The sequence below is a fragment of the Streptomyces sp. NPDC051286 genome, from assembly GCF_044455345.1.
Lineage (GTDB): Bacteria > Actinomycetota > Actinomycetes > Streptomycetales > Streptomycetaceae > Streptomyces.
Window position 1 is genome coordinate 1 of the sequence record NZ_JBITER010000049.1, and the last position, 25,666, is coordinate 25,666.

A 25,666-nucleotide genomic window follows, 5' to 3' on the forward strand; every position below is an offset into this window, starting at 1 on the left:
GATCTACTCCAAGGCACCTGCGGCCAGTTGTCGCACGGGTCAGGCTCGGGCCCCCTGCGGCACACCACGAGTCTCACAGTTGTCGCAGATCAGGTGGACGTCCAGGCCGGCCGGGACTTCCTTGTCGAGCTTGGTGAGGAATTTCTTGAACTCCACCGCTCGGTGGCGGCGGTGGATGGATCCGATGATCTCGCCAGTGGCCACGTCCAGGGCGGCGAACAGAGTGGTGACGCCATGGCGGATGTAGTCGTGGGTGCGGCGTTCGGGCATGCCCGGCATCATCGGCAGCACCGGGGCGGAGCGGTCCAGCGCCTGAATCTGGGACTTCTCATCCACGCACAGCACCAGGGCCCGCTCCGGCGGGTCCAGGTAGAGGCCCACCACATCACGGACCTTGTCGATGAACCGAGGGTCGTTGGAGAGCTTGAACGTGTCGACCTGGTGCGGCTTGAGGCCGAACGCCTTCCAGATCCGGCCGACTGTGGACTTCGACAGCGCACTCTCGGCCGCCATCGACGCTCTCGGCCAGTGGGTTGCGTCCTTCGGGGACCGCTCCAGCGTGGCGACGACCACCACAGCAGCCTGGTACCTCATGCCCGCAGGGCCGCTGCTCAGTAGTTCAGGGCCGCCGTCACCACCTCCCGCGCTTCCTGCTGTACCTGGCCCAGGTGGTCGGGGCCGAGGAATGACTCCGCGTAGATCTTGTAGACGTCCTCGGTGCCGGAGGGACGGGCGGCGAACCAGGCGTCGGCGGTGGTGACCTTGATGCCGCCGATGGGTGCGCCGTTTGCCGGGGCCTCGGAGAGGACCGCCGTGACCTTCTGGCCGGCCAGGGTGTCGGCGCCGACCTGAGCGGGCGAGAGGTTCGCGAGGAGCGCCGTCTGCTCCCTTGAGGCCGGAGCATCGATGCGGGCGTAGGCCGACGCCCCATGACGGGCCATCAGCGCGGCGTAGCACTCCGAGGGCGTCGAGCCGGTGACCGCGGTGATCTCGGCGGCGAGGAGGGCCATGACGATGCCGTCCTTGTCGGTGGTCCACACCGAGCCGTCCCGGCGCAGGAAGGACGCGCCGGCCGACTCCTCGCCGCCGAAGCCCAGGGAGCCGTCGGCCAGCCCGTCGACGAACCACTTGAAGCCCAGGGGCACCTCGACCAGCGCGCGGCCGAGGTCGGCGGCGACCCGGTCGATCATCCCGGATGACACCAGGGTCTTGCCGACGCCGGCCCGGGACGGCCAGTGCGGCCGGTGGGTGAAGAGGTAGTCGATGGCGACGGCGAGGTAGTGGTTCGGGTTCATCAGCCCGGCGTCGGGGGTGACGATGCCGTGGCGGTCGGCGTCGGCGTCGTTGCCCGTGGCGATCCGGTAGCGGTCGCGCTGCCCGATCAGGGAGGCCATGGCGTGGGGGGACGAGCAGTCCATGCGGATCCTGCCGTCCCAGTCCAGTGTCATGAAGCGCCAGGTGGGGTCGGTGAGCGGGTTGACCACTGTCAGGTCCAGGCCGTGCTGCTCGGCGATGCGGCCCCAGTAGGCGACCGAGGCACCGCCCAGGGGGTCGGCGCCGATGCGCACGCCGGCCGCGCGGACCGCCTCGAGGTCGAGGACGTTCGGCAGGTCGGCGACGTAGGCGCCGAGAAAGTCGTACCGCCCGGTACTCCGCGCCGTCAGCGCCTGGGCGTACGAGACCCTGCGAAGGTCCTTCGTGCCGCCCGTGATGATCTCGTTGGCCCGGTCCTGGATCCAGGAGGTGGCCTCGGAGCCGGCCGGGCCGCCGTTCGGCGGGTTGTACTTGAAGCCGCCGTCGGTGGGCGGGTTGTGCTATGGAAGCTCGGCCCCGCGCTGGCGGCCGGCAACACGGTCGTGCTCAAGCCGGCTCCGACCACCCCCAGCTCGACGGTGCGCCTCGCCGAGCTGGCCCTGGAGGCGGGCCTGCCCGCGGGCGCGCTCAACGTCGTCACCGGCGGTGCTGAGGTCGGCAGCGCGCTCGTCACCGACCCGGGCACCGACATGATCTCCGTGACCGGCTCCACCGGCACCGGGCGCGCGATCATGACCGCCGCCGCGCAGAGCGTCAAGCGCGTCCACCTCGAACTCGGCGGCAAGGCCCCGCCCTCGTCTTCGCGGACGCCGACATCGCCGCGGCCGCGCACGCGATCTCCATGGGCGCGACCTACAACGTCGGCCAGGACTGCACGGCCGCCACCCGGGTCTACGTCCACCGCTCCCGCTACGCCGACATGGTGGACCAGCTGCGCGAGACCCTGGCCGGTATCCGTGTCGGCGCGCCGCGCGACTCCGCGACCGACATCGGCCCGCTGGTCTCGCTCGAACAGCGCGACCGCGTCCACGGCTTCGTGGAGCGGGCCCGCAAGGCGGGCGCGCGCACCGTCGTCGGCGGCGAGATCCCGGACGGACCGGGCGCGTTCTACACCCCGACGCTCATCGTTGACGCTGCGCAGGACAGCGAGATCGTGCAGGGCGAGATCTTCGGTCCCGTCCTGGTCGTCCTCCCCTTCGACGACGAGGACGAGGCGGTGCGGCTGGCCAACGACAGCCGCTACGGCCTGGCCTCGTCGATCTGGACGAACGACGTCGGCCGGTCGCTGCGCGTCGGCCACCGCCTCGACGTCGGCGTGACGTGGGTCAACGACCATCTGCCCATCGCCTCCGAGGCCCCGCACGGCGGCGTCAAGGGCAGCGGTTTCGGCAAGGACATGAGCCACGAGGCGGCGCTGGAGTACACCGTCACGCGCCACTTCATGCTCAAGCACGCTGCGACCCAGGACGACATGTCGTCCTTCCGTCCGGCGTAAGCGATCGCGTCCGGGCCGTGGACTCCGCGGTCCGGTGTTGCCACCGAGCGGCCCCGGGGTGCGGCAGCCGCAGGCGAGCCCGCCCCGGGGGATCGGTCGCCTGGCTGGGCCGCCTCCGCCTGATGGCGCCCCCGTAGTCGAGTTCGTGAACCTCCAGGACCAGGCTCTGGACCCGATAGCGCCCCGACGAGGGCGGGACGCCGAACTCGTGGGCCAAGTGGCTGTACGGGCGCCGACCATCAGCCTGGAGGATCGCGATTCTGCTGCGGGGCCGGCTCTGGAGACGGGCGGGTCCGCGTCCGGGGTGGCCGTCATCGTTCTCCGGCTCGCTTTCGATCCCACTTCTGCCCACATCTTCTCGCAGGATGCCGACGTCGACCTCGTCGACAGCCCGGTTCACCGCCCGCAGGCCGTCGGTAAAGACGGCCGCGGACAGCCCGAACTCGCTTTCGTTGACCAGGTCGAAGGCGTCAGGCTCCGGACGGGCCGGATGATCCCGTGATGGCCTCTGCGGCTGCCTGGCCGCAGACTCGGGCCGCGCCGTGGGTGGCTACGTACAGGGCACCTCTCGGGGACTCCTGGGGGACGCCCATTTCGACGACCACCGTGTCGGGGCGCTCGGCGATCAGGGCGTCCACGGCGTCCGTCATCCACGGGTGGCGGTGGGCGTCGCGGACGACCGCGACGATGCGGCGGTCCCCCGCGGCGTCCAGCACCGCTGTCACGGGCGCCTCGGTCTCGCTGTTGCAGGTGTCGGTGCCGGTGCCCGGCAGGATCCGGGCCAGTTCGGCCGCGATGCCCCACGGGGTCTCGTCGCCGACCGCCATGTTCGCGACCGGGGTGAAGGCGGCGACGTACGCCGGCTCGGTCAGCGGTTCGGCCGTGCCGGTCACCCGCACCGCACGACGGGCGGCCACCAGGCCGATGTCGGAGGCGATACCGGTGCCGGGCGCGGTCCCCTCCTGCGTCACCGCGCCCGGCTCCGGGACGGCCCCCCGCGCCCGCTGCGTCCAGGACGCGAGGTCACGCACCCGTGCCGCTGCGTCGGCCAGCCGCTCCTCGGGCAGTTCGCCGGTCCGTACCGCCGCGACCAGCGCGTCGCGCAGCCGCAGCACGGTGTCCTCGTCGTCCAGCCCGCCGCCGACACAGATCGCGTCGGCGCCCGCGGCGATCGCGAGGACGGAACCGCGTTCGATCCCGTACGTCGAGGAGATGGCCTGCATCTCCATGCCGTCGGTGACGATCAGCCCGTCGTAACCCAGTTCCTCGCGCAGCAGACCGGTGAGGATCTGCGGGCTCAGCGTCGCCGGGCGGTCGGGGTCGAGCGCGGGAAGCAGAATATGCGCGCTCATCACCGATTTGGAACCCGCTGCGATCGCCGCCCGGAAAGGCACCAGCTCACGCGCGTGCAGGGTGTCGAGGTCCACATCGATGCGGGGCAGCGCGTGGTGCGAGTCGACCGCGGTGTCGCCGTGCCCCGGGAAGTGCTTGGTGCAGGCGGCGACCCCGGCGGCCTGGAGTCCCTCGACGTACGCGGCGGTGTGCCGGGCGACCAGGTGCGGGTCGGCTCCGAAGGACCGTACGCCGATGACCGGGTTGCCCGGGTTCGAGTTGACGTCGGCGGACGGCGCCCAGTCGAGGTTGACGCCGCACTCGGCGAGCCGTCGGCCGAGCTCCTGGGCGACCGCACGGGTCAGCCCCAGGTCGTCGACGGCGCCGAGTGCGAGGTTGCCGGGGAAGGACGAGCCGTGACGCACCTCGAGCCGGGTGACGTCACCGCCCTCCTCGTCGATCGCGACGAGTACGTCGTCCCGCTCGGCCCGGAGTTGGGCGGTGAGCGCGGAGAGCTGCTCCGGCGTCTCGATGTTGCGGCCGAACAGGCCGACGGAGGAGAGTCCCTCGCCGACTCGGCGCAGCAGCCAGTCCGGCGCGGTGGTGCCGGCGAACCCCGGCTGCAGGACGGCGAGGGCGTCGCGCGTGACGGTGTCCGTGGTGGAGGTGAGTGTGGTCATGACGCGGCGTTATCCCTTCACGGCGCCGTCGGTAAGACCGCTGACGGCCTTGCGCTGCAAGTAGATGAAGAGGATCAGGATCGGGATCGCGAAGAGCGAGGAGGCAGCCATGGTCGCCCCCCAGTCGTCACCGAACGCGGTCTGGAACTGCGAGAGCCAGAGCGGCAGGGTCTGGGACTCGATGTCCTTGTTGAGGATGAGGACGAGCGGGAACTCGTTCCAGGCGGTGATGAATCCGAAGAGCGAGGTCGCCATCAGACCGGGGCCGAGCAGCGGCAGGATCACCTTCCTGAACGCCTGCGGGCGGGTGCAGCCGTCGACCATGGCGGACTCCTCCAGCTCTTTGGGTACCGCGGCGACGTAGCCACGCAGCGTCAGGACGGCGAAGGGCAGGACCATCATCATGTAGAAGGCTGTCAGCGGGACCAGGCTGTTCAGCATGTCCGCGTCGCGGACCAGCAGGTAGATCGCAATGACCATGACCTCCCACGGCGCCATCTGCGCGATCATGAACGTCAGCAGGATGCCACGGCGTCCCTTGAAGCGCATGCGCGCCATCGCGAAGGCAGCCAGCAGCGCGATCACCAGCGAGGCGGCCACGGAGAGGATCGTCACCGTGAACGAGTTGCCGACCAGGGTCCAGAAGTGGTCGGCCGCGACGGCCTTCTTGAAGTGCCCGAGGGTGATGTCGGTGGGGAACCACACCGGGGTGTCGGTGATGATGTCGCCGGTCGGCTTGAACGCCGTGCTGAACATCCAGTAGACGGGGAAGGCGAAGCCTATGAAGAGGACGACAGCCGTCAGGTTGGGCCAGATCCGGCCGAACAGTGAGCGCCTCACAGCTCGTCCTCCTCTTGCTTGAGTACGGTGCGCAGGTAGTAACCGGTCATCGCCAGCAGGACGATGATCGTCAGGAACGAGATGGCCGCACCCATGCCGAAGTGCTGGTTGCCGACACCTTCGACGAACGCGTAGACGGGCAGGGTCTCGGTGAGCCGGTCCGGGCCGCCGCCGTTGATTGCGAAGAGCTGGGCGAAGGACTTGAAGACCCAGATGACTTCGAGGAACGTCGTGGCCAGCAGGAACGGCTTGAGGAACGGGAGCGTCACCGAGGTGAAGCTCTTCCAGGATCCGGCGCCGTCGAGCGAGGCGGCCTCGTACAGCTCCTTGGGGATCGTCGTCGACGCGGCGTACAGGTTGATCGCCACAAACGGGATGGACTGCCAGACGATCACCAGGGTGACCAGCGAGAAGGTGGAGAACTGACTGCTCGTCCAGTTGAAGTCGGCCATCGAGTGCCAGCCGAGGCTGTCGAGGACGAAGTTGACGACACCGAACCGCTGGGCGAACAGCCACTGGTAGACCGTGGTCGCCGCGATCATCGGCATGGCCCAGGCGAGCACCAGGCCCAGCATGAGCAGCAGTCGCATCTTCTTGCCCAGCCGCGCGAGCAGCAGGCCGACCAGCATCCCGAGCAGCATGATCAGGACGACGTTGGCGGCGGTGAAGAGGACCGACCGCCCGACGACCTTCCAGAAGTCCGAGCTGCCGAGGATTTCCTTGTAGTTGTCGACGCCGTTCCACTCGGTCAGGTGGAGGATCAGCTGGCGCGGGTTGAGGTTCTGGAACGACAGCACGCCGTTCTTGACCAGCGGGTAGCCCAGGAGCACCGCTGTGGCGAGCAGTGCGGGCAGGAGGAGGAGATAGGGGGCGGATCCACCAGCCCGCTCCATGCTCGATGCGGCAGGGCCGCCCGGAGGGGCGTCATCCTTGCGGACACCGGCTGCCGGGACCGAGTCCACTGTTTCGGTCTGCACTGACATGCTCGCCATCTCTTCTTGGGCCGTACGGTCGAGTCACGCGGGAGCGCCGGGGGGCGGCAGATGCCCGCCCCCCGGCGCGCGCGGTCAGCTCTTCTGCGAGAGACGCTTGTTGATCTCCGCCTCGACCGCCTTGGCGGCGTCGGCCGGGGACTTACCGTTCAGAACCGCGGTCATGTAGCTCTTGATCGGGTTCGGCGCGTTCTCGACAGCGGCCCACTCGGGGATGAGCGGGGTGGTGCCGCCGCCGGCGGCGGCCGGGGCCGCGGCCTCGGCGGCGCCGTTGCCGGTCAGGCTGGAGTTGAGCGACTCCTTGTTCGGGATGACGCCGTTCTCCTTGGCCAGCTGGCCCTCGAACTGGTCGGACAGGGCGAGCTTCAGGAATTCCTTGGCCAGGTCCTGCTTCTTGCTGCCCGCGGCGACCGCGAAGTTGGAGCCACCGAGGAAGACGCCCTCGGGCTTGTCGGCGGTCTCACCCGGGATGGTGAAGTAGCCGATGTCGCTCTCGATCTTCTTGTTGGCCGCGATGGCCGTGCCGGCCTCCCAGCCCATGCCGATGAAGGCACCGACCTTGCCCTTGGCGAAGACCTCGGCCTGCTGCGGGGTGGCCTCGTCCTTGTCCTTGGGGGCCTTGGAGTAGGACTGGTACTTCTTGTAGAGCTCCATGGCCGCGGTGACCTTGGGGTCGGAGAGGTTGGAGACGTACTTGTCGCCTTCCTTCTTCACGAGGTCCGCGCCCTGGCCGATGGTCAGGCCGTCGAAGAAGTACCAGTTCTGGCCGGGCATGTAGATCGGCTCGGCCTCGCCCTTCTTCTTGATGGCGTCGAGGTCCTTGAAGAACTCGTCGCGTGTCTTCGGGGTGTCCGTGATGCCGGCGTCGGCCCAGACCTTCTTGTTGTAGATGACGACGCGGTTGGCGAAGTACCACGGGGCGGCGTACTGCTTGCCGTCGAAGACGGAGGACTTGTTGAGCGCGTCGACCCAGTCGCCGCCGATCTCCTGCTTGAGGTCGCTCAGGTCGGCGAGGCCACCGGTGGCCGCGTAGGCCGGGGTCTGGGTGTTGCCGACCTCGATGACGTCCGGCGGGGTCGACTCGGAGAGAGCCGTCGTGATCTTCTGCTGAATGCCGTCCCACTTCTGGGTCTGGAACTTCAGCGTGGCGCCGGTCTTCTTCTTGAAGGCGGCGGTGAGGTCCTTGGTCCAGCCGGGAGGCGTGGAGCCGTCCATGGCCCAGACAGTCAGCGTCTGGCCCTTGTAGCTGTCGGGCCCGGACTTCTTGCTGCTGTCGGTCTTGTCGTCCGAGCCACAGGCAGTGGCACCGGCCAAGAGAGCCACCACACCGATGGCCGCGATGAGTCCGCGCTTCACGACACCCTCCTCAGGGATGCAAGAGAATTCCCCCCACCACCCGAGATCGCCGTCCGTCGCACAATTGCTTACGACGGGTACTGCCCGTGGGGCTGGGACCTGGTCTTTAATGGTTTAGACCAGTACTCGGAGCTTGGCCTAGACCTTTAGGGGTGTCAAGGGTGTATAAGAAGTGCACTCGCGTCCGTTATAGGACCGACACCTGAGGGAGGGCGACGAGCCGTGACCGGACCGTGCCACCATGTGAGCCGCAACAGACGGAGGAGCAGGTGACGGCAGCAACGCAGCAGTCGGGAAGGCGGGCCATGAGTGCCGACGGGGGCAGTACGGAGAACGAGACGGGCGCGGGCACACGCACCGCACGGGTCCCGAAGTACTACCGGCTGAAGCGCCACCTCCTCGACATGACGGACACCATGCCGCCCGGCACCCCGGTGCCACCGGAGCGGACCCTGGCCGCCGAGTTCGACACCTCGCGCACCACCGTGCGCCAGGCGCTCCAGGAGCTGGTCGTCGAGGGCCGGCTGGAGCGCATCCAGGGCAAGGGCACGTTCGTGGCGAAGCCGAAGGTCTCGCAGGCCCTGCAGCTCACCTCGTACACCGAGGACATGCGCGCCCAGGGGCTGGAACCGACCTCTCAACTCCTGGACATCGGATATGTCACGGCCGACGACACCCTCGCCGGGCTGCTGGACATCACAACCGGCGGCCGGGTGCTGCGGATCGAGCGACTCCGCCTGGCCAGCGGTGAACCGATGGCCATCGAGACCACACACCTTTCGGCCAAACGCTTTCCCGCGTTGCGTCGTTCGCTGGTGAAGTACGCCTCGCTCTACACCGCGCTGGCCGAGGTCTACGACGTACGGCTCGCCGAGGCCGAGGAGACGATCGAGACCTCGCTCGCCACCCCGCGCGAAGCCGGTCTGCTCGGTACGGACGTGGGTCTGCCGATGCTCATGCTGTCCCGTCACTCCCTGGACGGACGCGGCGAACCGGTCGAATGGGTGCGGTCGGTGTACCGCGGCGACCGTTACAAGTTCGTGGCGCGTCTGAAGCGGCCGACCGACTGAAACCGCGGACCGGCTCCTGACCGGACAACTGTCCGGACGCGGACAGAGCGTCAGGAGTCGGTCCCCCGGGCAGAATCCCTCCAGCGGCTCCGTCACACTTTTGACGGACAGGGGGTGACGGTAGCCGGAACACTCCCCTAGATTTCCTGCGCATGACAACAGGTGATCAGCGAGGGGACGGAGGCACCACATGCCCGAGGAAACAGACGCGAAACCACCGACAGTCACACCGGTGAGAGTGCTCATCGCCCTCTGTCTCGCCGCCCCGTTCGTGGCGATGCTCTGGGTGGGTTCGTACGCGAGGGTGAACCCCACCTTCATCGGAATCCCGTTCTTCTACTGGTACCAGATGCTCTGGGTACTGATCTCCACGGCGCTCACGATGGTCGCGTACAAGCTCTGGCAGCGTGACCAGCGCGCCCGCAAGGGGGGTGCGTCGGCATGAAGGACGGCGTGAACGGCGTCGCGCTCGGCGTCTTCATCTTCTTCTTCCTGGCCGTCACGGTCATCGGCTTCATGGCCGCGCGCTGGCGCAAGGCCGAGAACGAGGCCAGTCTGCACGAATGGGGCCTGGGCGGCAGGTCGTTCGGCACCTGGGTCACCTGGTTCCTCCTCGGCGGCGATCTGTACACCGCGTACACCTTCGTCGCCGTACCCGCCGCGATCTACGCAGCGGGAGCGGCCGGCTTCTTCGCGGTCCCGTACACCATCCTGGTGTACCCGCTGATCTTCACCTTCCTGCCGCGTCTGTGGTCGGTCTCGCACAAGCACGGGTACGTCACCACCTCGGACTTCGTCCGAGGTCGCTTCGGATCGAAGGGTCTGTCGCTGGCGGTCGCCGTCACCGGCATCCTCGCCACGATGCCGTACATCGCGCTCCAGCTCGTCGGCATCCAGGCGGTGCTGGACGTGATGGGCGTCGGCGGCGGCGAGAACACCAACTGGTTCGTCAAGGACCTGCCGTTGCTGATCGCGTTCGCGGTGCTCGCCGCGTACACGTACTCCTCCGGGCTGCGCGCTCCCGCGCTGATCGCGTTCGTCAAGGACGGGCTGATCTACCTGGTCATCGCGGTAGCGATCATCTACATCCCGATCAAGCTGGGCGGCTTCGACGACATCTTCACCAAGGCGGGCGACGCGTTCTCACAGACCAACCCCGCAACCGGCAAACCGCGCGGCGCCCTCGCGCCCGCCGATCCCGGCCAATGGGGTTACGCGACCCTGGCCCTGGGTTCGGCGCTCGCCCTCTTCATGTACCCGCACTCGATCACGGCGACGCTCTCCAGTCGCAGCCGTGAGGTGATCCGGCGGAACACCACGATCCTGCCGCTGTACTCGCTGATGCTGGGCCTGCTGGCGCTGCTCGGCTTCATGGCGATCGCCGCCGGAGTCAAGGTGGAGAACGGACAGTTGGCGATCCCGCAGCTGTTCGAGAACATGTTCCCCGACTGGTTCGCCGGTGTGGCGTTCGCCGCGATCGGCATCGGCGCGCTGGTTCCCGCCGCGATCATGTCGATCGCCGCGGCGAACCTCTTCACCCGGAACATCTACAAGGACTTCCTGAAGCCCGACGCGACCCCGGCCCAGGAGACGAAGGTCTCCAAGCTGGTGTCGCTGGTGGTGAAGGTCGGGGCGCTCGTCTTCGTCCTCACCATGGACAAGACGGTCGCGATCAACTTCCAGTTGCTTGGCGGGATCTGGATCCTGCAGACGTTCCCGGCACTGGTCGGCGGCCTGTTCACCCGGTGGTTCCACCGCTGGGCGCTGCTCGCGGGCTGGGCAGTCGGCATGGTGTACGGCACGCTCGCCGCATACGGAGTGGCGAGCCCGACCCAGGCGCACTTCGGCGGCTCCTCGAAGGAGATCCCGGGGATCGGCGAGATCGGCTACATCGGTCTGACGGCGTTCGTGCTGAACGCCGTGGTGACCGCGGTGCTGACCTTCGTCCTGAACGCGGTGAAGGCCCCGGCGGGCGTCGACGAGACCTCTCCGGCGGACTACACGGCGGACGCGGGCGACCCGGGCGTCCAGGTGGAACTCCCCTCGGCCAGGCCCGAGTCGAGCCCGTCACCCGACGCGAGCCCGTCCGCCGGCTAGTGCCTTGCCGGACGGGCTGCACCCAGCCCGTCCGGCGCCACCCCACCGGTACGGCACACTCCCGGCATGGACCTGTCGATCCGCCGAGTTCCGGATGCTCACCGTCGCACGGGGGCGCGTGGCCACGGGGCGGGCGAGGCCCTCGTGCGGGCCTGTATCGCCCGGGCACGGGCCGCGGAGGGCGTCGAGCGGCTTGTCCAGTCCACCCAGTCGACCATGTCCGGCGCCCACCGGATCTGCCATCGGCTCGGCTTCGTACCCCCACCGGAACACGACCGGGATCCCATTGCGGGCGTCGCGCTGCTCACGTACAACCTGAGCCTGTGAACCGATTCGACACAACATGTGGGGGCTGCCTCATCGGGCGGCCCCCACATGTATGCTCATGCTCGCTGTCGCCGCAGGGAAATCCGGTGCGAATCCGGAACTGTCCCGCAACGGTATATTCGGGTCCCTTTTGCGCACCCTGAAAGTCCGAGGACCTGCCGACAGCGCGTCCGGCTCGACCGATCCGGACGCCCAGACGTCCGGGCCTCGCGGATGGGCCGGTGGACGCTGCACGCAGTGCTGCCCTCCTTCTTCGGGCATGCCTCCGTGCGGCTGCCCCGCTCACCCGCCGGCCCCGAGCCGAGCGAGGGAGAGCACCACGTGACCATCGCGCCAGCCGATCCGGCTTCAGTCGCCGAGTCCGCGGGAACCACGAACGACGGACCCGGGGCCGCACTGCTGCGGACCCTGACCGACCTCACTGCCGATCTGCCCGACACCGACCCCGGCCGCGTCGCCGCCGCCGCGCTGCGCGGCCGCAACGCCGCGTCGGACGAGGCGGAGTTGCGCACGCTGGCCACCGAGGCCGCCGCGGGTCTGATCGCCGAGGACCCCGCGTACTCCCGGCTCGCCGCCCGTCTCCTGACCCGCACCATCGCGGACGAGGCGGCCGGTCAGGGCGCGCTGTCGTTCTCCGCCTCGGTCGCCGTCGGCCACCGCGAGGGTCTGATCGCGGACCGCACGGCCGCGTTCGTGGCGCTCCACGCGGCCCGGCTCGACGCGCTGGTCGAGCAGTCCCTCGCCGACGGCGCCGCCGACCGGTTCGGCTACTTCGGGCTGCGGACACTGCACAGCCGCTATCTGCTGCGCCACCCGCTCACCCGCCAGGTCATCGAGACGCCGCAGCACTTCATGCTGCGCGTCGCCGCCGGCCTCGCCGAGGACGAGTCGGTGCGCGCACTGGACGAGGTCGCCGCGCTGTACGGCCTGATGAGCCGCCTCGACTACCTCCCCTCCTCCCCCACACTCTTCAACTCCGGCACCCGGCACCCGCAGATGTCCTCCTGCTATCTGCTGGACTCACCGCTGGACGAGCTCGACTCCATCTACGACCGTTACCACCAGGTGGCGCGGCTCTCCAAGCACGCGGGCGGCATCGGCCTCTCGTACTCCCGGATCCGCGCCCGCGGTTCGCTGATCCGCGGCACCAACGGGCACTCCAACGGCATCGTGCCGTTCCTGAAGACGCTCGACGCCTCGGTCGCCGCAGTGAACCAGGGCGGCCGCCGCAAGGGCGCCGCCGCCGTCTACCTGGAGACGTGGCACGCGGACATCGAGGAATTCCTGGAGCTGCGCGACAACACGGGCGAGGACCAGCGGCGTACGCACAACCTCAACCTGGCGCACTGGATCCCGGACGAGTTCATGCGCCGGGTCGACGCGGACGGCGACTGGTCGCTGTTCTCCCCCGCCGATGTGCCGGAACTGGTCGACCTGTGGGGCGACGAGTTCGACGCCGCGTACCGGGCCGCCGAGGCCAAGGGCCTGGCCCGCAAGTCGATGCCCGCGCGTGAGCTGTACGGCCGGATGATGCGGACGCTCGCGCAGACCGGTCAGGGCTGGATGACGTTCAAGGACGCCTCCAACCGGACGGCCAACCAGACCGCAGAGCAGGGTCGCGTCGTCCACTCGTCGAACCTGTGCACCGAGATCCTCGAAGTCACCGACGACGGCGAGACCGCCGTCTGCAACCTCGGTTCGGTCAACCTCGGTTCGTTCGTGGCCGACGGCGACATCGACTGGGAGCGGCTGGACTCCACCGTCCGTACCGCCGTGACGTTCCTCGACCGGGTCGTCGACATCAACTTCTACCCGACCGAGCAGGCCGGCCGCTCCAACGCCCGCTGGCGTCCGGTGGGGCTGGGCGCGATGGGGCTCCAGGACGTCTTCTTCCGGCTGCGGCTGCCGTTCGACTCCCCCGAGGCCCGCGCGCTCTCCACGAAGATCTCCGAGCGGATCATGCTCGCCGCGTACGAGGCGTCCTGCGACCTCGCCGAGCGGTCCGGTCCGCTGCCCGCCTGGTCCGAGACGCGCGCCGCCCGCGGCGTGCTGCACCCCGACCACTACGACACCGAGCTGAGCTGGCCGGAGCGCTGGGACGCGCTGCGCGCCCGGATCGCGAAGACCGGCATGCGCAACTCGCTGCTGCTCGCCATCGCTCCGACCGCCACGATCGCCTCGATCGCCGGGGTGTACGAGTGCATCGAGCCGCAGGTCTCCAACCTCTTCAAGCGCGAAACGCTCAGCGGTGAGTTCCTCCAGGTCAACGCCTATCTGGTGAACGAGCTGAAGCAGCTGGGCGTGTGGGACGCGCGGACCCGCGAGGCACTGCGCGAGGCGAGCGGCTCGGTGCAGGGCTTCCCCTGGATCCCGGAGGACGTACGGGCTCTGTACCGCACGGCATGGGAGATCCCGCAGCGCGGTCTGATCGACATGGCAGCGGCGCGCACGCCGTTCCTGGACCAGAGCCAGTCGCTGAACCTGTTCCTGGAGACGCCGACGATCGGCAAACTTTCCTCGATGTACGCGTACGCCTGGAAGCAGGGGCTGAAGACGACGTACTACCTGCGCTCGCGCCCGGCCACCCGGATCGCCCGGGCGGCGTCCGGCCGTGCCGCGGCCACCGCTTCCCTTCCCGTGCAGCAGGCTTCGGCTCCCGACGCGGACGCGATCGCCTGCTCCCTCGAAAACCCCGAGTCCTGCGAGGCCTGCCAGTAATGAAATCGACCGACAAGAATCTGCTCGACCCGGGCTTCGAACTGACTCTGCGGCCCATGCGCTACCCGGACTTCTACGAGCGCTACCGCGACGCGATCAAGAACACCTGGACGGTCGAGGAGGTCGACCTCCACTCCGACGTCGCCGATCTCGCCAAGCTGACACCCGCCGAGCAGCACATGATCGGCCGGCTCGTCGCGTTCTTCGCGACCGGTGACTCGATCGTCTCCAACAACCTCGTACTGACCCTGTACAAGCACATCAACTCCCCGGAAGCGCGGCTGTACCTGTCGCGTCAGCTCTTCGAGGAGGCCGTGCACGTCCAGTTCTATCTGACGTTGCTCGACACCTATCTGCCCGACCCGGACGACCGTGCGGCCGCGTTCGACGCGGTGGAGGAGATCCCCTCCATCCGGGAGAAGGCGCAGTTCTGCTTCAAGTGGATGGATTCGGTCGAGAAGATCGAGCGGCTGGAGACGCAGGCCGACCGCCGTCGCTTCCTGCTGAACCTGATCTGCTTCGCGGCGTGCATCGAGGGGCTCTTCTTCTACGGCGCGTTCGCGTACGTCTACTGGTTCCGCTCGCGCGGTCTGCTGCACGGCCTCGCCACGGGGACCAACTGGGTCTTCCGTGATGAAACGATGCATATGAACTTCGCGTTCGAGGTCGTGGACACCGTCCGCAAGGAGGAGCCCGAGCTCTTCGACGACGCCCTCCAGCAGCAGGTCACCGACATGCTGAAGGAGGCCGTCGACGCGGAGCTGCAGTTCGGCCGCGACCTGTGCGGCGACGGCCTGCCGGGCATGAACACCGAGTCGATGCGCGAGTACCTGCAGTGCGTCGCCGACCAGCGGCTCACCCGGCTCGGCTTCCCGGCTGTGTACGGCTCCGAGAACCCGTTCTCGTTCATGGAGCTGCAGGGCGTCCAGGAGCTGACGAACTTCTTCGAGCGCCGGCCGTCCGCGTACCAGGTGGCGGTGGAAGGCTCGGTCGCCTTCGACGACGACTTCTAGCCCCTCTGGGCTCGCGCCCTGATCCGGAGGTCCGGACGCCGCACAGCCTTCACCGGCCGTGCGGCGTCCGCCGTTTCCGGTGGCTCGGCCCGCCGATCACGTTCCGCCTCACGCAGCCGGCGGTCGATCTGACGCCGCACAGAACGGGCCCCGCCCGCCGGATCACCTGATCGCCGGCGCGCGGGGCCCTTCCATGTGCGAGGTGAGATACCGCAGTTGGGCGCAGACCTGTAGTGGCTGCGGCCCTGGTTCACGCGGACGTGGTCACCGTGGTCCGGGTAGGCCGGGCCGAGGATCCCGTCCCGTACAGACGGCGGCTGTTCGAGGCGACGCCGACCGCGCTGTTACAGGCCTGGGGCAGACACCGCAGGTCACGGCACTAGTCGTTCGGCACGATCTCGTAGCGCGGCGTGTTCTCCGCCATCTGCCGCAGCGCGTCCTTGCGGTCCCGCTTCGAGAGCCGGTCGATGTACAGGTAGCCGTACAGATGGTCCGTCTCGTGCTGGAGGCAGCGCGCGAAGTAGCCGTTGCCGCGGATCTTGACCGGGTTGCCCTTGGCGTCCTGGCCGCGCACCACCGCGTAGTCCGGGCGGGCCAGCGAGGCGTACGCGGTCGGGACGGAGAGACAGCCCTCGTTGGAGTCGTCGAGGACGCGCTCCTCCGGCGGCAGCTCCTCGAGCACCGGGTTGCAGACGGCGCCCACATGCCGCACGCCGTCGTCGTCCTGGCAGTCGTAGACGAAGACCTTGAGGTCCACGCCGATCTGGTTGGCGGCCAGGCCCACGCCCTCCGCGGTCCGCTGGCTGGCGAACATGTCGTCGATCAGCCGGCCCAGCTCGTCGCCGAACTCGGTGACGTCCTTGCACTCCTTGTGCAGCACCGGGTTGCCCACGACCGTGATCGGACGGGAGGTCCCGCGCTCGCGGTACGCCGCCTCGCGCGCCTCACAGTCCTCGGTGTCCACGACGAAGCCTTCGTCGTCGACGCTGATCTGCTCGTCCGTCTCCTGCTGCGCCATGTCCGCCGTACGCCTTCCTCAAAACCCGAATCGATGCCCGTACAGCGTAACGGCCTCCCCCGCGGCGGGGAGCGGGCTCCCGATCGTGGGGGAGGCCGGTACGGCCGGGCCGCGGACGCACGGCTCAGCAGACTTCTTCGAGATCCCGCCACTCACGGCTGTCCGGGCTGTCCGCCACCCAGCCGTCCAGCAGTCCCCGCACCAGCCCGGCCGGTGCCGCTATCCCGCACTCACGCTCCGGCACCCACAGACCTCCGGCGGTACGGTGGCCGAGCGGTCCCGGATGGCCGGGCTCGCTGTGGTCGTGCGGGTCGAGATGCTCGCCGTCCCCCTCGTCGCTCTCCATCCGGCTCTCGGAACAGGCCCGGCAGAGCAGCCGCACGGATGACGACCAGTCCTCGGCAGCGAATCCGGCATCGGACGCCAGCTGCTCCAGAGCGTCCCGGTCCGTCTCCGTGGCAGCTTCGAGGAGCACCACCCAGGTGGGTACGGGCGACGGAGCCCAGAGCTCGATCTCGTCGAACACGGGGTACGAGGGGCCGGCCGCGGTGACCCGCTCGCCGTGCGGCACCCCGTCGTGCAGGACGACCTCGCCCCAGCGCCGCCCGGAGGAGGGCAGCGGGATCGACAGCACTTCCATCCGGGCCGGATCAAGCCTGCGGCCCCAGACGACCTCGGCCTCGCCCTCGGGCGACAGCCGCACCGCCGCGCTGCCCAGCTCCATACCGACCGGCTCGCTGTTGGCCGCCGCGGTGTGCTGGCCGGCGCCGGGCACCTTCAGGCCGTACGCCTGCCAGGCGCGGCGGGCCAGGGGCCAGTCCTGCAGGGCGGTGGCGGCGATCCCGACGTTCCACCAGTCAGGGGCGCCGGACTCCTTGTCGAGGAGCGCGACGGCGCGCAGCCCGGCCGCTCTCGCCTGCTCCCAGTCATGCCGGAATTTGTGCAGCAGCGCCAGGTTGAACCATGACTCGGAGAGCCAGGGTTCCAGGTCCGCCGCCCGTGTCAGCAGTGCGCCCGCGTCCTCGTACCGGCCGTCGCCGATCAGCGTGAACGCGCGGTCCGTGGCCTGCCGCCAAGAGGCGGAGGGCCGATGCCGTACCTTCCCGAAGATCCTCACGATTCCCGCCTGTCCCGACTGGACACCCTCGTTCTTGCGCTCTCCTTCGCATCCAACCATGCCTGGCAGGACGCCCGCTCATTACCCATGGGTTACCCAGGTGGGACGGGGGTCAGACCGCCCCGGGCCAGGACTCTGGCAAGCGATTCGACCACCTCCGGCTGGTAGTCGTGGGCGGTGCCGAGCCGGAGCCGTTCCAGAGCGCCGAGCGGGCCGCTGAGACCTTCCCCGCACAGGTCGTCGTATGCGTTGACGGCGCGGACGATCCGGGCGGGCAGCGGCTGCTCGCGGTACGGGTCGGCCTGCCGCTCCACCACGACGGCGATCTCGGAGTCCACGCCGGTCTGCCGGACCACGGCCCCGCCCAGCAGCGCGATCCGGCGCTGCTCCGCGGCGGGCAGCGGGGCGGTCGCCCCGTCGGGCACAGGGTCGACGAGGGAGAGCTGACCGATGTCGTGCATCAGTGCGGCGTACTCCAGCACGGTGAGCTCGGCCCCGGAGAGCCCCAGTTCCCGGCCGACGGCCGTACAGCGGACCGCCACCCTGCGGGCATGCCCGTGGGGGGTATAGCCGGCGATCTCGGTGGACCGGGCGAGCGAGGCAATGGTCTGCCCGTACGTGGTGCGCACGGCGACGAACCTGCGGAACGACACCTGGGTCAGCAGCAGCGGTACGCAGAGCACGGGCAGCGCCCACAGCCCGGCGACGGCGACCCCGTGCCCGCACAGCGCTTCAGCTCCTCCACCGCCACCGGCACCGGCCGTCCCCTGCGGTACGACCGCGTCGACGTCATCGCGTCGAAGGCGTCGGCCACCGCGACGACCCGTGCGAACTCGGGAATCTCCCACCCGCTCAGCCCGTAGGGGTAGCCGCTGCCGTCGAGCCGCTCGTGATGGTGCAGGATCGCCGGCCGCGCCTCGCCCAGGAAGCCGATGCCCCGGACGATCTCGTGGCCGTACTCCGGGTGCAGCTCGATCACGCGCCGTTCCTCCGGGGTGAGTGGCCCGTCCTTGCGCAACACCCGGGTCGGCACGCCGAGCTTGCCGATCGTGCAGGATCCCGGCGAACCAGAGCACTTCGAGCCGGTCCTCCGCCATGCCCAGCTCCCTGGCGATCAGCACGGAGGCCTGCCCGACGCGCTCGCTGTGCCCCCGGGTGTAGGTGTCCTTGATGTCGACCGCCTGCACCAGCGCCCGGATGGTGGCGCGGTGTGCTGCCTGCTGGCGGTGGTACTGGGAGAAGACCCAGCAGGAGATGTACATCGGCAGCAGCACGAAGAGCGCCGACATCGGCCCGTACGAGCTGCGCCACAGCAGGGCCGTCATCAGTCCGGCGAGCCCGTGCACCAGGTGCGGTCCGAGCGAGTTCGGCAGCAGCCCGCTCCAGGCGCGCCGGACGGGCAGCCGTTCGGCCACGGCCAGGATCGAGCCGTCCAGGGCGGTCAGGACCAGGCTGAAGGACAGCGCGGCGACGCAGGCGGGCAGGACGGCGTACGGGAAGTCGGGCAGCAGGCCGGGGCCGGCCCGCCGAGCGTGGCGCCGCCGCCGAGCAGGCCGTGGACGGTCGACGCCACCCAGACAGTGATCACCAGCTGGGCCGTGCGCCAGACGCGGCGGGCTGCGACGGGCGCGTTCTCCACCCGCCCGGCGAGTGAGCCGGGGATCGCGACCAGCGCCGCGGCGGCGGGCGGCAACAGGAACGCCGCCGCGAGCAGCAGCGGGAAGAACGATCCGGCACTGATCGGCACGGAGCCGCCGAAGAACGGGCGGCCTCCGGGCAGTTCACAGGCCAGATAGAGCCCGGCGAGCAGACCGACGGTGCCCCAGGGCACCCCCGTACCGCCGGGTGGCAGCGCGGGCCGCACACAGAGGACAGCGCATACCGCGGCGGCCAGAATGACCGCGCGCGCCGCAGCCCCAGTGCCTCTCACCCGCCCTGCCCGCCCCCCCCCCAACCAGGTCAATGGAGGCGCCACGCTAGCGAGTTGGGCACGTGGTCGAGCACGGTTGAGCCCGACTAGCACGTTCGGGTGAAGTGCACGCGTTGGCGGTGGTACGGGTGAGAGCCTGCCGCGACGGTCGCGGCACGCCCTCATCGTGCGGAAAAGACCCCCGTGTTCAGGGGCGGCCGCCGGTCACTCCGTGGCGGCGCTCGGCAGCTCGGCCACCACGTCCTGGTCCGGCACGGCCTGCCCGGAGCGGATCAGATCGATCCGGCCCATCACCTTGGAGCGCAGGTCGGCCGGCACGTCGTCGTGACCGCAGCAGCGCTTGACCAGCTTCTTCACCGCCTGCTCCAGCCCGTACTTCTCCAGGCACGGTGAGCACTCCTCGAAGTGCACCTCGAACTTGCTGCAGTCGCTGTCGGGCATCTCATGGTCGAGAAACTCGTAGAGATGATCGAGGACCTCTGAGCAGTCTGTCTCGTGCGGCTCTCCGCAGCTCATGAGCCCGAGCCTTTCCGATCGTCCGACTCTCCGGCACCGGCCGGGACGAGCCCGCGTTCACGGGCGTAGTCCTCCAGCATGCCGCGCAGTTGGCGGCGGCCCCGGTGCAGTCGGGACATCACCGTACCGATGGGAGTCCCCATGATGTCCGCGATCTCCTTGTAGGCAAAGCCCTCTACATCGGCGAGATATACCGCGATGCGGAACTCTTCGGGGATCGCCTGGAGCGCGGACTTCACGTCCGAGTCCGGCAGGTGATCGAGCGCCTGCGACTCGGCGGAGCGCAGACCTGTGGACATGTGCGACTCGGCGCGCGCCAGCTGCCAGTCCTCGATCTCCTCGGCGGCACTGCGCTGGGGTTCGCGCTGCTTCTTGCGGTACGAGTTGATGAACGTATTGGTGAGGATGCGGTACATCCACGCCTTGAGGTTCGTCCCCTCGCGGAACTGGTGGAAGGAGCCGTACGCCTTCGCATACGTCTCCTGAACCAGGTCCTCGGCGTCTGCGGGATTGCGCGTCATGCGCAACGCGGCCGAGTACATCTGGTCGAGGAAACCGAGGGCGTCCCGCTCGAAGCGCGCATTGCGCTCGGCGGTCGTCTCCTCCGCGCGGCCGTCGTCGGTCCCTGTGTCGGTACCGGTGACCGGACCCACCTCCTCCAACGCTGTGGCGGTTCCGAGACCGGACCCGCTCGAATCGGAGAATAGTCGACCTTGCTTCGACGCGGGCTGTCGTTCCGATCCGCTCCGTGCCCGCCCGGGTGTGGTCTTCGCCGCGTGCAGCACCGTCCACTCCAGGTCAGCGGCGTTCGAGCGGCGCGGGCAGATGGTCGAACCCATGCGACGGACTCCCTCTCCACGTACGACGTTGATGTACCGATGTCCCGAACAACAGTGGTCCCCGACGCAACATTCCCGGGGTGCGCCGGGTCGTCCGCAGGTGTGATCCGATCCGCCTCGGGATGTGCGGACCTCAGTGACGAGAGTCGGTCCAGAGTGACGGGAGCCGGTCCAGCCATTCCGTCACGGCGGCGGTGAGGAGTTCCATCGCCCGGTCCTCGGTCAGTCCGGACTTCTTCGGTACGGCGAAGCCGTGGTCCCCGTACGGCACCTCGGCGATCTCGTACTCTCCCGGAGGGAATTCGGCCGGCCGCCCGAACGGGTCGTGGCCGCCCTGCACGACGAGCGTGGGCACGCCCGCGCCGAGCAGCTCGTCCTTGCGGGACTTCTCCGGTCTGCCCGGCGGGTGCAGCGGGAAGCTGAGCGCGAGGACGGCGTGCGCGCCGAGCCCGGCCGCCGTGCGGCAGGCCACCCGCGCGCCTGCGCTGCGTCCGCCGGCGACGACGGGCAGCCCGGGTGCGGTGAGAGCAGGCCACAGACCGCGCCAGCCGGTGTCCAGGGTCTTCGGGGCGGGCGCGAGCTTCTTCCCGGCGACCCGCCACGGTTGCTCCACCAGGGCGACGGTCACACCGTGTGCGGGCAGTGCGGCGGCCAGTGCCTGGAGGTCGCGGGCCTCGATGCCGCCGCCGGCGCCGTGGCCGAGGGCGAGCACCAGGCCGGGTCTGCGCGCGGGCAGCCAGGTGATCCGGGCAGGCCCGGTGGTGGTGTCGACCGTCTCGGCCGTCGGGGCTGTCTCTCTACGACTCACAGCGCCCATCCTGCACGGTCAGAAGAGCGTGCCGACCTCCGGCGCGGTCAGTTCCTCCAGGAGCTCGGGCCCGTTGTTGCGGACGTTGCTGACCGCCGTGGCCACCGGGTACGCCCGCATCAGTCCGCCGGGCGGCGGTGCCAGCAGCGCCCGCAGCTCCCCGATGTCGGTGCGCGAGGGGTCCAGCCAGGCGTCCCAGCGGTCCGGGGTCAGCATCAGCGGCATCCGGGGGTGGATGTCGGCAAGCGTGCCCGGGCCCTCGGCGGGGGCGACGGCGAGCGGGGTGGTCTCCGCCTCGGTGGTGATCACGGAGCAGGTCACCCACCAGGCCTGCGGGTGGTCGTCCGGCAGCGTCCGGTCACGCCAGAACTCGTACAGTCCGGCCATCGCGAAGACCGATCCGTCGGCGGGCGTCACGAAGTACGGCTGCTTCCGCGGCCGCTTCTTCTTCCCCTTCTCCTCCAGCTGCCGCTCGTCGGCGCCGGTGACCCACTCGTAGTAGCCGTCGGCGGGCAGGATGCAGCGGCGTGAGACGAAGGGGCGGCGGAAGGACGGCTTCTCGTGGACGGTCTCCGCCCGGGCGTTGATCATCCGGGCTCCGCCCTCGGGCGACTTGGCCCACGAGGGGACGAGTCCCCACTTCAGCGCGCGCAACTGGCGAACCGGGCGTTGATCATCCGCGTCTTTCACGGGACGTTCCAGTACGGCGTAGACCTCTTTGGTCGGCGCCACGTTGTAGTCGGGCTCCAGCGCCTCCGCCGGTTCCCATTTCTCGACGCCGAAGAGTCCGGTCAGATCCTCGGGCCGCCGGCTCGCTGCATACCGTCCGCACATAAGTGCCAGACTGCCACGACCCACCGCCACGACCGCAAGGAGCCGCCCGCACATGGACAGCACCGAACTGGGCAATCTGTGGGATCGCGTCCTCGGTACCCAGCCCGCACCCGAGCAGTGGCTGGTGGTCGTGACGGCCACGGTCGCGCTCATCGCCGTCGTACCGAACGTTCTGTGGCGCCTCTCGCGCAACGCGATCACCATCGCCCACGAGGGCGGGCACGGGCTGATCGCCCTGGTCAGCGGGCGCAGGCTGGAAGGCATCCGGCTGCACTCGGACACCAGCGGGCTGACCGTCAGCCGCGGCAGGCCCACCGGCATAGGCATGATCGTCACCGCGGCGGCGGGCTACACCGCGCCGCCGCTGCTGGGACTCGGCGGCGCCTGGCTGCTCGCCGACGGCCGGATCACGCTGCTGCTGTGGGTGTCGACCGCGCTGCTCGCGGTGATGCTGGTGATGATCCGCAATCTGTACGGGGCACTCACGGTGATCTTCACCGGTACGGCGTTCCTGCTGGTGTCCTGGCTGGCTTCACCCGCGGTGCAGTCGCTGTTCGGGTACACCGCGGTCTGGTTCCTGCTCCTCGGGGGTGTGCGTCCGGCGTTCGAGCTGCAGTCGAAGCGCCGGCGCGGCGGGGCGCCGGACTCGGACGCGGACCAGCTGTCCCGGCTCATGGATGTGCCGGCCGTGCTGTGGCTGGGCTTTTTCCATGCGGTGTCGATCTGCTCGCTGATCGGCGGCGGCCGCTGGTTGCTCGGCCGGTGAGGCACGACAGCCCGCGGCGGCGCCTACCACGCTTCCCTTACACCCCGGTTCCGGTCTGTTTGATCCAGATCTGGGATTGCCACGAGCCACTAAAGTGAAGTCCATGACCGAAAGTTCCGTGCACCCCGCCCTCTGGCCCGCCCCCCATGCGACCGGGGCCGTCGACGCGACCGTCACCGTGCCCGGATCAAAATCGGTCACCAACCGGGCGCTGGTCCTGGCCGCCCTCGCCGCCGAGCCGGGCTGGCTGCGCCGCCCGCTGCGCTCCCGCGACACCCTGCTGATGGCGCAGGCGCTGCGTGCGATGGGCGTCGGCATCGAGGAGGGCGTCGGCCCGGAAGGCTCCGGCGAGGCCTGGCGGGTCATTCCGGCCGGGCTGCACGGCCCCACCACGGTCGACGTCGGCAACGCCGGAACGGTGATGCGTTTCCTGCCGCCGGTCGCCGCCCTCGCCGACGGTCCGATCCGCTTCGACGGCGACCCGCGTGCGTACGAGCGGCCGCTGACCGGCGTGATCGACGCGCTGCGGGTGCTCGGCGCCCGGATCGACGACGACGGGCGCGGTTCGCTGCCGATGACCGTGCACGGCGGCGGGGCACTGGACGGCGGCCCGGTGGCGATCGACGCCTCCTCGTCGTCCCAGTTCGTCTCGGCGCTGCTGCTGTCGGCACCGCGTTTCAACCAGGGCGTGGAGGTACGCCACACCGGTTCCCGGCTGCCTTCGATGCCGCACATCCGGATGACGGTCGACATGCTGCGGGCCGTCGGCGCCCAGGTCGACGAGCCGGAGACGGGCGGCGAGCCGAATGTCTGGCGGGTGTCCCCGTCGGCGCTGCTCGGCCGCGACCTGACAGTCGAACCGGATCTCTCCAACGCCCAGCCCTTCCTCGCGGCGGCGCTGGTCACCGGTGGCCGGGTGACGATCCCGGACTGGCCGGAGCACACCACCCAGCCGGGTGACGCGCTGCGCGAGATCTTCACCACTATGGGCGGCAGCTGTGAACTGACCGAAGGCGGTCTGACGTTCACCGGATCGGGGCGTATCCACGGCATCGACGTGGACCTCAGCGAGGTCGGCGAACTGACCCCCGGCATCGCTGCGGTCGCGGCCCTCGCCGACTCCCCCTCCACACTGAGTGGTGTCGCCCATCTGCGGCTGCACGAGACGGACCGGCTGGCCGCGCTCACCAAGGAGATCAACGAGCTCGGCGGCAACGTCACCGAGACCGCCGACGGGCTGCACATCGAGCCGCGCCCGCTGCACGGCGGTACCTTCCATACGTACGACGACCACCGGATGGCAACCGCTGGGTCGATCATCGGCCTCGCCGTCCCCGGAGTGGAGATCGAGAACGTGGCGACAACCGCCAAGACCCTGCCGGATTTCCCGCAGATGTGGACCCGAATGCTCGGGGCCTGAATCATGCGTCGCTACGGCAAGAACCCCGACGAGGACGACATCCGGTTCCGCCCCAACCCGAAGGGCAACCGGCCTCGTACACGTACCCGCCCCAGGCACGAGGACGCCGAGGAAGGCATGGTCCTCACCGTGGACCGCGGCCGCCTGACCTGCCTCGTCGACGGCCGTACGGTCGTGGCGATGAAGGCCCGGGAACTGGGCCGGAAGGCCGCGGTGGTCGGCGACACCGTCTCGATCGTCGGCGATCTGTCCGGCGACAAGGACACCCTCGCGCGCATCGTCCGGATCGGTGAGCGCCGCTCGGTGCTACGCCGGACGGCGGACGACGACGATCCGTACGAGCGGGTGGTCGTCGCCAACGCCGACCAGCTGGCGATCGTCACCGCGCTGGCCGATCCGGAGCCCCGCCCGCGGATGATCGACCGCTGTCTGGTGGCGGCGTACGACGGCGGACTCTCCCCGCTCCTGGTCCTGACCAAGTCCGACCTCGCATCGCCGGACAAGCTCCTGGAGGCGTACACCCCCCTGGGGGTCCCGTACATCGTCACCAGCCGCGAGGAGCTGGAGAACGGCGACGCGGCGGACCGGGTGCGCGAGCTGCTGAACGACCGGGTGACCGCCTTCGTCGGGCATTCCGGCGTCGGGAAGACCACCTTGGTCAACGCCCTCGTACCGAAGGACCGGCGGCGCACCACGGGTGTCGTCAACGCGGTCACGGGCCGCGGCCGTCACACCACCACCTCGGCGCTCGCGCTGCCGCTGCCGGACGGGCGCGGCTGGGTGGTCGACACCCCCGGGGTGCGCTCCTTCGGGCTGAACCACATCGACCCCTCGCGGGTCATCCATGCGTTCCCCGACCTGGAGCCGGGCACTGAGGACTGTCCCCGCGGTTGCACCCATGACGCCACCCAACCGGAATGCGCGCTGGGCGCCTGGGTCGCCGCCGGGCACGCCGATCCGGCACGGCTGGACTCCCTGCACCGGCTGCTGGCCACCCGGGAGCGCCGCGAAGGCGACTGAGACCGACCGGCACATGGGAGGCGCCGCCGCGAGGCTGAGCACGCACACCTGCGGCGTTGTCGTCAGTCAACAACTCCCCCATAGCCCTCAAGGCATGCGGGACCCGCTTCGCGTTGCCTCCCTCCTCCGGCAGTTGCATGCACCCAGCCCCGCTCCTTTTCCCA

The 25,666-nt window shown here is 69.5% G+C and carries 20 protein-coding genes, 5 pseudogenes and 1 riboswitch; of the genes and pseudogenes, 11 read left to right on the top strand and 14 right to left on the bottom strand.

From position 1 onward, the window contains the following. Positions 1-57: 57 nt before the first annotated feature. Positions 58-585, bottom strand: a pseudogene (locus ACIBB8_RS31475) (IS630 family transposase); the annotation flags it as partial. Between the two features lie 26 nt (positions 586-611). Beyond that, a pseudogene (locus ACIBB8_RS31480) lies at positions 612-1,814 on the bottom strand (phosphoglucomutase); the annotation flags it as partial. A gap of 42 nt (positions 1,815-1,856) precedes the next feature. On the opposite strand from ACIBB8_RS31480, the pseudogene ACIBB8_RS31485 reads away from it, so the two are divergent. Next, positions 1,857-2,809, top strand: a pseudogene (locus ACIBB8_RS31485) (aldehyde dehydrogenase family protein). A gap of 145 nt (positions 2,810-2,954) precedes the next feature. Continuing rightward, positions 2,955-3,311 carry a hypothetical protein gene (locus tag ACIBB8_RS31490; RefSeq protein ID WP_398957920.1) on the top strand — a complete coding sequence of 119 codons (357 nt, stop codon included), beginning with the start codon at positions 2,955-2,957 and terminating at the stop codon, positions 3,309-3,311. Here the strand turns inward: ACIBB8_RS31490 and ACIBB8_RS31495 are convergent. From ACIBB8_RS31495 to ACIBB8_RS31510, 4 genes are all read right to left on the bottom strand, one after another. Next, a complete protein-coding gene (locus ACIBB8_RS31495; protein ID WP_398957922.1) occupies positions 3,280-4,821 on the bottom strand; it encodes a glycoside hydrolase family 3 protein in 1,542 nt (513 codons plus the stop codon). The genes ACIBB8_RS31490 and ACIBB8_RS31495 overlap by 32 nt on opposite strands. A gap of 9 nt (positions 4,822-4,830) precedes the next feature. Continuing rightward, the gene (locus tag ACIBB8_RS31500) at positions 4,831-5,661 is read right to left on the bottom strand and encodes a carbohydrate ABC transporter permease (protein WP_398957924.1); all 831 of its coding nucleotides are present in this window, start codon (positions 5,659-5,661) and stop codon (positions 4,831-4,833) included. Then, positions 5,658-6,644 (bottom strand): carbohydrate ABC transporter permease, encoded by a 987-nt coding sequence (locus tag ACIBB8_RS31505; protein WP_398957927.1) that lies wholly within the window; start codon positions 6,642-6,644, stop codon positions 5,658-5,660. The genes ACIBB8_RS31500 and ACIBB8_RS31505 overlap by 4 nt, the downstream gene beginning before the upstream one ends. Before the next feature lie 84 nt (positions 6,645-6,728). Then, positions 6,729-8,009 (bottom strand): extracellular solute-binding protein, encoded by a 1,281-nt coding sequence (locus tag ACIBB8_RS31510; RefSeq protein WP_398957929.1) that lies wholly within the window; start codon positions 8,007-8,009, stop codon positions 6,729-6,731. A gap of 305 nt (positions 8,010-8,314) precedes the next feature. Between ACIBB8_RS31510 and ACIBB8_RS31515 the strand changes: the two genes are divergently transcribed. From ACIBB8_RS31515 to ACIBB8_RS31540, 6 genes are all read left to right on the top strand, one after another. Beyond that, positions 8,315-9,079: a GntR family transcriptional regulator gene (locus ACIBB8_RS31515; protein ID WP_366137584.1), complete on the top strand. Its 765-nt coding sequence runs from the start codon at positions 8,315-8,317 to the stop codon at positions 9,077-9,079. Between the two features lie 190 nt (positions 9,080-9,269). After that, the gene (locus ACIBB8_RS31520; protein ID WP_398957931.1) at positions 9,270-9,524 is read left to right on the top strand and encodes a DUF3311 domain-containing protein; all 255 of its coding nucleotides are present in this window, start codon (positions 9,270-9,272) and stop codon (positions 9,522-9,524) included. Beyond that, positions 9,521-11,176, top strand: a complete 1,656-nt coding sequence (gene mctP, locus ACIBB8_RS31525; RefSeq protein WP_398957933.1) for a monocarboxylate uptake permease MctP — start codon at positions 9,521-9,523, stop codon at positions 11,174-11,176. Before ACIBB8_RS31520 ends, mctP begins: the two co-directional genes overlap by 4 nt. 66 nt (positions 11,177-11,242) lie before the next feature. Then, a complete protein-coding gene (locus ACIBB8_RS31530) occupies positions 11,243-11,503 on the top strand; it encodes a GNAT family N-acetyltransferase (protein ID WP_398957935.1) in 261 nt (86 codons plus the stop codon). 45 nt (positions 11,504-11,548) lie between these two features. Beyond that, a riboswitch (cobalamin riboswitch) is annotated at positions 11,549-11,681 on the top strand. Between the two features lie 143 nt (positions 11,682-11,824). Beyond that, complete coding sequence (locus ACIBB8_RS31535) at positions 11,825-14,221, top strand: ribonucleoside-diphosphate reductase subunit alpha (RefSeq protein WP_398957937.1); 2,397 nt, start codon at positions 11,825-11,827, stop codon at positions 14,219-14,221. Next, positions 14,221-15,234 (top strand): ribonucleotide-diphosphate reductase subunit beta, encoded by a 1,014-nt coding sequence (locus ACIBB8_RS31540; RefSeq protein WP_398957939.1) that lies wholly within the window; start codon positions 14,221-14,223, stop codon positions 15,232-15,234. Before ACIBB8_RS31535 ends, ACIBB8_RS31540 begins: the two co-directional genes overlap by 1 nt. 379 nt (positions 15,235-15,613) lie before the next feature. On the opposite strand, the gene def is transcribed toward ACIBB8_RS31540, so the two are convergent. The 8 genes and pseudogenes from def to ACIBB8_RS31580 all read right to left on the bottom strand — a co-directional run bounded on the left by def (position 15,614) and on the right by ACIBB8_RS31580 (position 22,296). Then, the gene (gene def / locus ACIBB8_RS31545) at positions 15,614-16,252 is read right to left on the bottom strand and encodes a peptide deformylase (protein ID WP_398957942.1); all 639 of its coding nucleotides are present in this window, start codon (positions 16,250-16,252) and stop codon (positions 15,614-15,616) included. A gap of 124 nt (positions 16,253-16,376) precedes the next feature. Then, the gene (locus tag ACIBB8_RS31550; RefSeq protein ID WP_398957975.1) at positions 16,377-17,369 is read right to left on the bottom strand and encodes a tetratricopeptide repeat protein; all 993 of its coding nucleotides are present in this window, start codon (positions 17,367-17,369) and stop codon (positions 16,377-16,379) included. A gap of 92 nt (positions 17,370-17,461) precedes the next feature. Next, positions 17,462-18,196, bottom strand: a pseudogene (locus ACIBB8_RS31555) (HD-GYP domain-containing protein); the annotation flags it as partial. Next, positions 18,085-19,299 (bottom strand): annotated as a pseudogene (locus ACIBB8_RS31560) (HD-GYP domain-containing protein); the annotation flags it as partial. The pseudogenes ACIBB8_RS31555 and ACIBB8_RS31560, both read right to left, overlap by 112 nt. Before the next feature lie 204 nt (positions 19,300-19,503). Beyond that, the gene (gene rsrA, locus ACIBB8_RS31565) at positions 19,504-19,815 is read right to left on the bottom strand and encodes a mycothiol system anti-sigma-R factor (protein WP_366136882.1); all 312 of its coding nucleotides are present in this window, start codon (positions 19,813-19,815) and stop codon (positions 19,504-19,506) included. Continuing rightward, entirely contained in the window at positions 19,812-20,468 is a 657-nt protein-coding gene (locus tag ACIBB8_RS31570) for a sigma-70 family RNA polymerase sigma factor (protein WP_266990480.1), read from the bottom strand. Before ACIBB8_RS31570 ends, rsrA begins: the two co-directional genes overlap by 4 nt. A gap of 319 nt (positions 20,469-20,787) precedes the next feature. Continuing rightward, entirely contained in the window at positions 20,788-21,462 is a 675-nt protein-coding gene (locus tag ACIBB8_RS31575) for an alpha/beta family hydrolase (RefSeq protein ID WP_398957944.1), read from the bottom strand. Positions 21,463-21,480: 18 nt separating this feature from the next. Continuing rightward, a complete protein-coding gene (locus ACIBB8_RS31580) occupies positions 21,481-22,296 on the bottom strand; it encodes an SOS response-associated peptidase (RefSeq protein ID WP_398957947.1) in 816 nt (271 codons plus the stop codon). 52 nt (positions 22,297-22,348) lie between these two features. On the opposite strand from ACIBB8_RS31580, the gene ACIBB8_RS31585 reads away from it, so the two are divergent. The 3 genes from ACIBB8_RS31585 (at position 22,349) to rsgA (ending at position 25,502) form a co-directional block, all read left to right on the top strand. Then, positions 22,349-23,062 carry a M50 family metallopeptidase gene (locus ACIBB8_RS31585; RefSeq protein WP_398957949.1) on the top strand — a complete coding sequence of 238 codons (714 nt, stop codon included), beginning with the start codon at positions 22,349-22,351 and terminating at the stop codon, positions 23,060-23,062. Positions 23,063-23,165: 103 nt separating this feature from the next. Then, the gene (gene aroA, locus ACIBB8_RS31590) at positions 23,166-24,482 is read left to right on the top strand and encodes a 3-phosphoshikimate 1-carboxyvinyltransferase (RefSeq protein WP_398957950.1); all 1,317 of its coding nucleotides are present in this window, start codon (positions 23,166-23,168) and stop codon (positions 24,480-24,482) included. 3 nt (positions 24,483-24,485) lie between these two features. Next, positions 24,486-25,502 (top strand): ribosome small subunit-dependent GTPase A, encoded by a 1,017-nt coding sequence (gene rsgA, locus ACIBB8_RS31595; protein ID WP_366136877.1) that lies wholly within the window; start codon positions 24,486-24,488, stop codon positions 25,500-25,502. Positions 25,503-25,666: the final 164 nt, after the last annotated feature.

Bases quoted from the DNA above. Each gene is read 5' to 3' on its own strand.
- ACIBB8_RS31515 (WP_366137584.1), top strand. From the start codon at position 8,315: ATGAGTGCCGACGGGGGCAGTACGGAGAACGAGACGGGCGCGGGCACA.
- ACIBB8_RS31585 (WP_398957949.1), top strand. From the start codon at position 22,349: ATGGACAGCACCGAACTGGGCAATCTGTGGGATCGCGTCCTCGGTACC.
- rsrA (WP_366136882.1), bottom strand. From the start codon at position 19,815: ATGAGCTGCGGAGAGCCGCACGAGACAGACTGCTCAGAGGTCCTCGAT.
- ACIBB8_RS31580 (WP_398957947.1), bottom strand. From the start codon at position 22,296: ATGTGCGGACGGTATGCAGCGAGCCGGCGGCCCGAGGATCTGACCGGA.
- def (WP_398957942.1), bottom strand. From the start codon at position 16,252: ATGGCGCAGCAGGAGACGGACGAGCAGATCAGCGTCGACGACGAAGGC.
- aroA (WP_398957950.1), top strand. From the start codon at position 23,166: ATGACCGAAAGTTCCGTGCACCCCGCCCTCTGGCCCGCCCCCCATGCG.
- mctP (WP_398957933.1), top strand. From the start codon at position 9,521: ATGAAGGACGGCGTGAACGGCGTCGCGCTCGGCGTCTTCATCTTCTTC.
- ACIBB8_RS31505 (WP_398957927.1), bottom strand. From the start codon at position 6,644: ATGTCAGTGCAGACCGAAACAGTGGACTCGGTCCCGGCAGCCGGTGTC.
- ACIBB8_RS31540 (WP_398957939.1), top strand. From the start codon at position 14,221: ATGAAATCGACCGACAAGAATCTGCTCGACCCGGGCTTCGAACTGACT.
- rsgA (WP_366136877.1), top strand. From the start codon at position 24,486: ATGCGTCGCTACGGCAAGAACCCCGACGAGGACGACATCCGGTTCCGC.
- ACIBB8_RS31520 (WP_398957931.1), top strand. From the start codon at position 9,270: ATGCCCGAGGAAACAGACGCGAAACCACCGACAGTCACACCGGTGAGA.
- ACIBB8_RS31495 (WP_398957922.1), bottom strand. From the start codon at position 4,821: ATGACCACACTCACCTCCACCACGGACACCGTCACGCGCGACGCCCTC.
- ACIBB8_RS31530 (WP_398957935.1), top strand. From the start codon at position 11,243: ATGGACCTGTCGATCCGCCGAGTTCCGGATGCTCACCGTCGCACGGGG.